7 protein-coding genes are annotated in these 8,016 nt (G+C 63.5%); 4 read left to right on the plus strand and 3 right to left on the minus strand.

Features of this window, described 5'->3' with window-relative positions; genetic code table 11:
• The first annotated feature begins 142 nt into the window (after window positions 1–142).
• Genes V1261_RS11410 through V1261_RS11420 form a run of 3 tightly spaced genes read left to right on the plus strand, consistent with a single transcriptional unit; the run spans window position 143 to window position 4,655 of the window.
• Entirely contained in the window at window positions 143–1,960 is a 1,818-nt protein-coding gene (locus V1261_RS11410; protein ID WP_329771917.1) for a PHA/PHB synthase family protein, read from the plus strand.
• Between the two features lie 9 nt (window positions 1,961–1,969).
• Window positions 1,970–3,454 (plus strand): bifunctional enoyl-CoA hydratase/phosphate acetyltransferase, encoded by a 1,485-nt coding sequence (locus V1261_RS11415; protein ID WP_329771918.1) that lies wholly within the window; start codon window positions 1,970–1,972, stop codon window positions 3,452–3,454.
• A gap of 10 nt (window positions 3,455–3,464) precedes the next feature.
• A complete protein-coding gene (locus V1261_RS11420; RefSeq protein WP_329771919.1) occupies window positions 3,465–4,655 on the plus strand; it encodes an acetate/propionate family kinase in 1,191 nt (396 codons plus the stop codon).
• An 80-nt stretch (window positions 4,656–4,735) separates the two neighbouring features.
• On the opposite strand, the gene V1261_RS11425 is transcribed toward V1261_RS11420, so the two are convergent.
• The gene (locus tag V1261_RS11425) at window positions 4,736–5,086 is read right to left on the minus strand and encodes a DUF5368 domain-containing protein (protein WP_329771921.1); all 351 of its coding nucleotides are present in this window, start codon (window positions 5,084–5,086) and stop codon (window positions 4,736–4,738) included.
• Between the two features lie 18 nt (window positions 5,087–5,104).
• A complete protein-coding gene (locus V1261_RS11430; RefSeq protein WP_329771922.1) occupies window positions 5,105–6,469 on the minus strand; it encodes an NAD(P)/FAD-dependent oxidoreductase in 1,365 nt (454 codons plus the stop codon).
• Window positions 6,470–6,708: 239 nt separating this feature from the next.
• Between V1261_RS11430 and V1261_RS11435 the strand changes: the two genes are divergently transcribed.
• On the plus strand, window positions 6,709–7,401 hold the full coding sequence (locus V1261_RS11435) for an MOSC domain-containing protein (RefSeq protein WP_329771923.1): 693 nt from the start codon (window positions 6,709–6,711) through the stop codon (window positions 7,399–7,401).
• 178 nt (window positions 7,402–7,579) lie between these two features.
• On the opposite strand, the gene V1261_RS11440 is transcribed toward V1261_RS11435, so the two are convergent.
• Window positions 7,580–8,016: integrase core domain-containing protein (locus tag V1261_RS11440; protein WP_329771692.1), on the minus strand; the 437-nt coding region annotated here is incomplete at its 5' end.

The following is an 8,016-nucleotide window of genomic DNA, read 5'->3' on the forward strand; positions in this document are numbered from 1 at the left end:
CTAGCGCCTTTTTCCACGACATTGTGTTGATTTTTGCCGCGACGCAACATTTTTATTGGCATTTTCCATATTTCTGTAATCTGCAACTGTTAGGATCAGATATGGCAACTGACATCAAAATTTCATACTTTTGACATATCCCATGCGTGATCCCCATACCCCCTCCACTCCCCTGACCGGCCCGCTGGGCATTACCGAAGAATCGGCCAACGAGCTGGACCAAAAGACCTTCGCCGCCATCGCCCAGCTGACCGGCGGCCAGTCGCCGACGCTGAACGCGATGTCGCTGATGGATTGGGCGGCGCACCTGTCTGCCTCGCCCGGCAAGCAGTTGCTGCTGTGGCAGAAGGCCATGGACAACCTGCAGCAACTGCAGCAACTGGCCGCCGGCAGCGTGGTCAACCAGGTGCAGAACGGCGTGCAGCAGGCCGCCCAGGGCACGCGCCTGTCGGCCATCACGCCGCCCGAGGCCCTGCCGACCCCGATTACTGATCGCCGCTTTGCCGATCCGGCCTGGCAGCAGTGGCCGTTCAACGTGATGCAGCAATCCTTCCTGATGCAGGAAAACTGGTGGACCGATGCCACCACCGGCGTGCGCGGCGTCGATCCGCACCACGCTGACTGGGTCTCGTTCACGGCGCGCCAGTGGCTGGGCATGATGGCTCCGTCCAACTATGCCCTGACCAACCCGGTGGTGCTCAAGCGCACCGTCGAGGAAAACGGTGCCAACCTGGTGCGTGGCATGCAGTACGCGCTGGAAGACATGCAGCGCAAGATGCGCCATGAACAGCCGCCGATCAGCGACGAATTCGTGGTCGGCAAGGACGTTGCCACGACGCAAGGCAAGGTCGTCCTGCGCACCGAACTGATGGAGCTGATCCAGTACAGCCCGACGACCAAGGAAGTGCGCCCGGAGCCGATCCTGATCGTGCCGGCCTGGATCATGAAGTACTACATCCTGGACCTGTCGCCCGAGAACTCCATGATCCGCTACCTGGTGGACCAGGGCCACACCGTGTTTGCCATCTCCTGGAAGAACCCGGGCAAGACCGAGCACAACATGGGCATGGAAGACTACCTGAACGAAGGCTTCTTCGCCGCCATGGACGCCATCAGCTCCATCGTGCCGGACCAGAAGGTGCACGCCACCGGCTACTGCCTGGGCGGTACCCTGCTGTCCATCGGTGCCGCCACCATGGCACGTGACAAGGACGAGCGCCTGGCCTCGATGACGCTGTTCGCGGCCCAGACCGATTTCTCCGAGCCGGGCGAACTGGCACTGTTCATTGACGAAAGCCAGCTCAACCTGCTGCAGGCGCAGATGGCCGAGCGCGGCTTCCTGGACTCCAGCCAGATGGCTGGCGCCTTCACCTGGCTGCGCTCCTACGACCTGCTGTGGCAGCGCATGGTGCAGGAATACCTGCTGGGCGAGCGCTCGCGCGGCATGGACCTGATGGCCTGGAACGCCGACTCCACCCGCATGCCGGCGCGCATGCACACCGAGTACCTGAGCCAGATGTTCCTGCACAACGACCTGGCCCGCGGCCGCTACCTGGTAGGTGGCCATCCGGTGGTGCTGAACGACCTGAAGATCCCGGTCTACGCCGTCGGCACCGAGTCCGACCACGTGGCACCCTGGAAGTCGGTCTACAAGATCCACCTGCTGACCGATACCGAAGTCACCTTCGTGCTGACCAAGGGCGGCCACAACGCCGGCATTGTGAGCGAGCCGGGCCGCCCGCGCCGCCACTACCGCATTGGCACGCGCCCGGCCTATGGCGGCTACAAGACGGCCGACAGCTGGGTGCAGGATGCCGAATTGCACCAGGGCTCCTGGTGGGAAAACTGGCACGCCTGGCTGGACAAGAACTCCGGTGCCCAGCAGGCCACGCCCGCCATGGGCTCCAAGGATTACCCCGCGCTGGAAGATGCTCCCGGCCTTTACGTCATGGAACGCTGAGATATACATATGACCGATACCCTGAACACCACCACCCCCGACAGCAACGTGCCGGACAACGCCCGCGCCCCAATCCAGCTGGTCGCCGAAGCCAACCCGCAAGGCAAGGTGCGCAACTACACCTTCGAGGAACTGCAGATCGGCGACAGCGCCACGCTGACGCACACCGTGACGCGCCAGGACGTGGAACTGTTTGCCGTGGCCTCCGGCGACTACAACCCGCAGCACCTGGACGACGAGTTCGCCTCGCGCAGCCTGTTCAAGAGCGTGATCGCGCACGGCATGTACGGCGGCTCGCTGATTTCCGCCCTGCTCGGCACGCGCTTTCCCGGCTCCGGCACCATCTACCTGAGCCAGTCGCTGCGCTTTACCGCGCCGGTGCGCATCGGTGACACCATCACCGTCAAGCTGACCGTCAGCGCGCGCAACGAAGAGAAGAAGTGGATCACGCTGGAATCGGTCTGTACCAACCAGAAAGGCAAGACCGTGATCGCCGGCGAAGCCTCGGTGATGCCGCCGGCCGAATCGGCCGAGATGCTGCCGCACCCGCTACCCGACGTGAAGATGTTCAAGCGCCAGAACGGCCCCGAGCGCCTGCTGGCCGAAGCACAGCAGCGTGGCCGCATCAAGATGGGTGTGGTACACCCGTGCGACCCGATCAGCCTGGAAGCCGCACTCAAGGCACGCGACCTGGGCCTGATCGAGCCGCTGCTGATTGCCCCGCGCGCCAAGCTGGAAGCCGTAGCCGCCGAAGCCGGCCTGAGCCTGGAAGGCGTGAAGATCGAGGACGTGCCGCATAGCCACGCCGCTGCCGTCACCGCCACCCAGCTGGCTCGCGCCGGCCTGGTCGAGGCACTGATGAAGGGCAGCCTGCACACCGACGAACTGATGTCCGCCATCGTGGATCGTGAGCATGGCCTGCGCACCAAGCGCCGCATCAGCCACTGCTTCCTGCTGCAGGCACCGGCCTACCCGCGTCCGTTCATCATCACCGATGCCGCCGTGAACATCCAGCCGTCGCTGGCGGTCAAGGCCGACATCGTGCAGAACGCGATCAACCTGGCGCACGTGATTGGCGTGGAGCAGCCCAAGGTCGCCTTGCTGGCCGCGGTAGAAACCGTCAACGCCGAGATGGAAGCCACGCTGCATGCCGCCGCCCTGTGCAAGATGGCCGATCGCGGCCAGATCACCGGTGGCGTACTGGACGGCCCGCTGGCCTTCGACAACGCCGTGTCTGCCGAAGCTGCGCGCATCAAGGGCATCAGCTCGCCGGTCGCCGGTGAAGCCGACATCCTGGTGGTGCCGGATCTGGAAAGCGGCAACATGCTGGCCAAGCAACTGGAATACCTGGCGGGCGCCCACATGGCCGGCATCGTCGTCGGTGCCAAGCTGCCGGTCGTGCTGACCAGCCGTGCCGACAGCGAAGATGCCCGCATCTCCTCCGCTGCCCTGGCCGTGCTGCTGGCGCACCAGTACCGCCTGACGCCTCCCTGAGATGCCCGGCATGAATCATCTGGTCCTGGTCCTCAACTGCGGTTCCTCCAGCATCAAGTTCGCGCTCTACGACAGCACCGCCGAAGGCGTGCCGCGCCAGAAGATCTGGGGCGGCAAGGTCAACGGCATCACCAGTGGCAAGGCCACTTTTGATGCCAGCGACTGCGCCCGCATGCCACTGCCGCTGAGCGCCGACAAGCCCTACAACGACGCGCTGGAGTACATCCACCAGCAGGTGCTGCTGAAGCAGGGTGATCGCCGCATTTCTGCCGTGGTGCACCGCGTGGTGCATGGCGGCAGCAAGTACTTCGAGCCCACCGTGCTGACGCCGGAGATCGTCGCCGACCTGCACAGCTACATCCCGCTGGCGCCGCTGCACCAGCCGTTTGCGCTGGAAGCGATCACCGCCCTGCTCGAGCTGTACCCGCGCATGCCGCAGGTGGCCTGCTTCGATACCGGCTTCCACCACACGCTGCCAATGGTCGAGAAGATGCTGCCGCTCAACTGGGCAGCCTGGGAACGCGGCCTGTGCCGTTACGGCTTCCACGGCCTGTCCTATGACTACATGAGCCGCGCCCTGCCCGAACGCCATGGCGATCTGGCACGCAAGAACGTGGTCGTGGCGCATATCGGCAGCGGTGCCAGCCTGTGCGCAATGCAGAACCTGCAGAGCGTGGCCACCACGCTGGGTTTCTCGGCGCTGGATGGCCTGATGATGGGTTCGCGCTGCGGCGCGCTGGATCCCGGTGCGGTGATCTACCTGATGGAGATCGAGAAGCTGTCGCTGGAACAGGTCGGCCACATGCTGTACCACGAGTCCGGCCTGCGCGGCATTTCTGGCGTGTCCGACGACACCCAGGTGCTGCTGCCGCTGGAAGACAGCAACCCGCAGGTGCGCATCGCGCTGCAGCTCTACGTGCGCCGCATGGCCAAGGAGATTGCAGCGATGGCCACTGCCATGCAGGGCATCGACATGCTGGTGTTTACCGCCGGCGTGGGCGAGAACAACGCGGTGATCCGCGAGCGTGTCTGCGCCGAACTGGGCTGGCTGGGCGCGCGTCTGGACGCCGACGCCAACCAGCAGAACGCCGCCATCATCTCGGCCCCGGACAGCGCCTTCACCATTGCCATCGAAGCAACGAATGAGGAATGGGTCGCGGCCCAGCACGCCTGGGAGCTGATCGGACTCGGCTGGCGCTAAGCCCGCTTCTGAGCGATGAAAAAAATGGCCATCCGCGCAAGCAGATGGCCATTCTTGTTGGTGGCTGGTAGCGGCTGCGATCAGGCCTTGACGCGTGGCTTGGACCAGCCGACCGCGGTGTAGACCAGGATGGCGGCGCCGATAAAACCCAGACCGAACACCAGCGCAATCAGGAACCAGTCGGCCGGGCCACCGGCATCGGTAAAGCCCGATGACGACACCATCACCATCAGCACCAGTGCCAGGATGCCGCCCAGAATGCCGGCCGCCTGTGAGCTCACCATGCGCCCGGCGGCAATGCCGCCCTCTTTCATGAGCAGGGCAAAGAAGGCGATCGTGCCGCCAATGATGATGGCAAGCAGGATCCACAGCAGCGGACCCATCATTTCCTGGAACACCGCCAGCAGGATCAGGGGGTCAAGATCTTTCATGGTATGTAACTCCTTGGCTTAAGCGCGTCCGCGCAGCATGCTGATATAGGTAGGCTTGAGCGCCATGGTTTTCATGACCCAGCTGATCCACAGTTCTTCCAGCGGAGCGATCACGCCAGGGAAGGAGGGCACCAGATTGTTCTCGTAGTCGAACTCGACCAGCATCGCCTGGCCCAGGCGCGTGATCAGCGGGCAGGAGGTGTAACCGCTGTAGAGCGAGTCCGATTCCTTGCCGGCTATCTCGGCGACCAGATGGTCAACCGCCACCGGCACCTGCCACTTGACGCTGGCTGCGGTCTTGCCCTTGGGCACACCGGCAATGTCGCCCACGCCAAACACATTGCGATAGCGCACGTGACGCAGCGTGCCCCGCTCCACTTCCATCCAGCCCTCGGACACCCACGGTCCTTCCTTCCAGGACAGCGGGCTGTTGCGGACGGCATCGGGCGCGCGCATCGGCGGGATCACGTGCAGGAAGTCGTAGTTTTCTTCCACCGTACCGCCATCCGGCGTGTTGAAGGTGGCGATGCGGCGACCCGGATCAATGCGCTTGAGCACGCGCTCGTAGTTGACCTTGATGCCCCGCTCCCTGAACAGCATGCGCACCTTCTCGGACACGATCGGCACACTGAACAGGCTCTTGTTGTTGGAGTTGTAGACGACCTCGGACTTGCTGCGCGTGCCCTTGCGCGTCAGGTGGTCTTCACTCAGGAAGGTGTACTTGAGCGGCGCGCCGGCGCACTTCATCTCGGTGGCCGGTCGCAAGAACACGCCACGGCCGCCCTTGTCGGTGAACTCGGACAGTGCCTTCCAGGTGGCAGCCGCACCATCGGGGCCGTTGTAGATGCTGCCAATGCCTTCCTTGCCGATCAGGGCCGTATCCATGCCCTCGATCTCCTGGTAGTTCAGGCGCATGCCGGTGGCCACGATCAGGTAGTCGTAGGGAATCGCCTGGCCGGCATCGGTCACGACCTTGTTGCCATCGGGATCGATCTCGGCCACGCTGGCCTGGATCCATTCCACGCCTGACGGCACGTATTCGCCCGTGGTGCTGACCACATAGTCGCGCGGCTTGATGCCGGCACCGACCAGCGTGAAGCCGGGTTGGTAATAGTGTTCCTTGCGTGCATCGATCATGATGATCCTGGCGCCCTCCAGCGCGGCGGACAGGCGCGATGCGGCGGTCAGCCCGGCAGCACCACCGCCGGCAATGACGATGCGCGCCTGCGTCTTGATCTTGCCTTGCGCCTGCGCCACGGCAGGTGCCAGGCCAGCCGCCGTGGCGGCAGCAGCGCCCAGCATCAGCGCACGACGGCGACTGAGCTGCAGCTCGGAAGCAGCGTCGCTGTTGGGTGGCGACTTCTTGGAATCGTGTAACGGCATGGAGGTCCCTTCAAGGAGGTGTCCACTCTTTTCACCATCTACCCGCCACTTTGATGGAAGATGGCGACAGTTGGGGCAACTTATGAACACAAGATATAAATATATTATTTTCCATTATATACAATCATGTATCGATATATTTTCTTGTAAACCCTTAGACGCGGCGTGACAAGCGCAAAAAATGCCCATCTCGGGAAGGGGATGCCTATCATAGGGGACCACTAGCTGCCCCTACTCCCATGTCCAAGCACACTCTCCTGGGCCAGGTCCGCGCCGTGCTGACCGGCACCATCCGTCCGCTGGGTGACCGCCAGGTTCCCAGCGCCATCGACAAGCAGCCGCGTTACGGCCCGCAGCAGGTGCGCCTCCTCGGCCTGACTGGCGACGAACAGGCGGATCGCCGGGTGCACGGCGGCATCGACAAGGCGGTGCACTGCTACGCCTGGAGCCATTACGCCTGGTGGCGGGAGCGCTATCCGCAACAACCGCTGTTTGGGCAGCCCGGTGCCTTTGGCGAGAATCTCAGCCTGGACGGCATGACCGAAGACGATGTCTGCATCGGCGATATCCTGCAGATCGGCAGCGCCAGCTTTGCCGTGAGCCAGGGCCGCCAGCCCTGCTTCAAGCTGAACCTGCGTTTTGGCATACCGGATATGGCAATGCAGGTCCAGGACAGCCTGCGCGCCGGCTGGTATCTGCGCGTGCTGCAGGAAGGGTCGCTGCAGGCGGGCGATAGCGTGTATCTGCTGGAGCGCAACTGGCCGGACTATTCCGTGGCGCGACTGCTGGCGCTGATCCGCGACCGGGAAACACAGCCCAAGGTGCTGGAGCCACTGCTGCAGCTGCCCTTGCCGGAGAGCTGGCGCAAGCTGTTTGCGCGGCGGCTGGAGGTGGCTGAGGTGGAGGATTGGGGGCGGCGGATGCGGGGGTGATGCTGCGGAGCCTTGCCCGACATATTGCCATTGACCGAGCCTGCTGCGGAGTAGCTATCCAGGCACCACTCAGGAAGTGGCACTGGCCCAAACCTCCTGAGCGTCAAAAGCGGCAAGCTTGCCACTGGAGTTGGAGTTGGAGTTGACCCACTTCGGTGGACGGGTACTGGTTTGATACTCAAACCGTTTCGGGTGTTGTCTCGGCATGCACATGGGCATCCTCGACAACATCAAACAGGGCTTCGTTGCTCCTTTCAAAGTTCAGGGGTGCGAGGTAGCCCAGGCCACTGTGGCGGCGCCGGGGGTTGTACCAGCCTTCAATCCAGGTGAAGACCGCCATGCGGGCCTGCGCCTTGCTCTGGAAGGTGCTGCGCTCGATGAGTTCGCCCTCTAGGCTGGCAAAGAAGCTCTCGGCCATTGCGTTGTCGTACGCATCGCCCACGGTCCCCATCGAAGGTCGCACCTGCATCTGCCGGCAGCGCTCGCCAAAGGCCAGGCTGGTGTACTGGCTGCCTTGGTCCGAGTGGTGGATGACGCTCTTGGGTTTGCGCTGCTCAAGGGCCATGTTCAAGGCCTCGAGAACAAGGTCTGCGGTCATGCGTTCTCCCATGGCCC

Source organism: Brachymonas sp. J145 (genome assembly GCF_036312245.1).
In the GTDB taxonomy this organism is placed as follows: domain Bacteria; phylum Pseudomonadota; class Gammaproteobacteria; order Burkholderiales; family Burkholderiaceae_C; genus Brachymonas; species Brachymonas wangyanguii.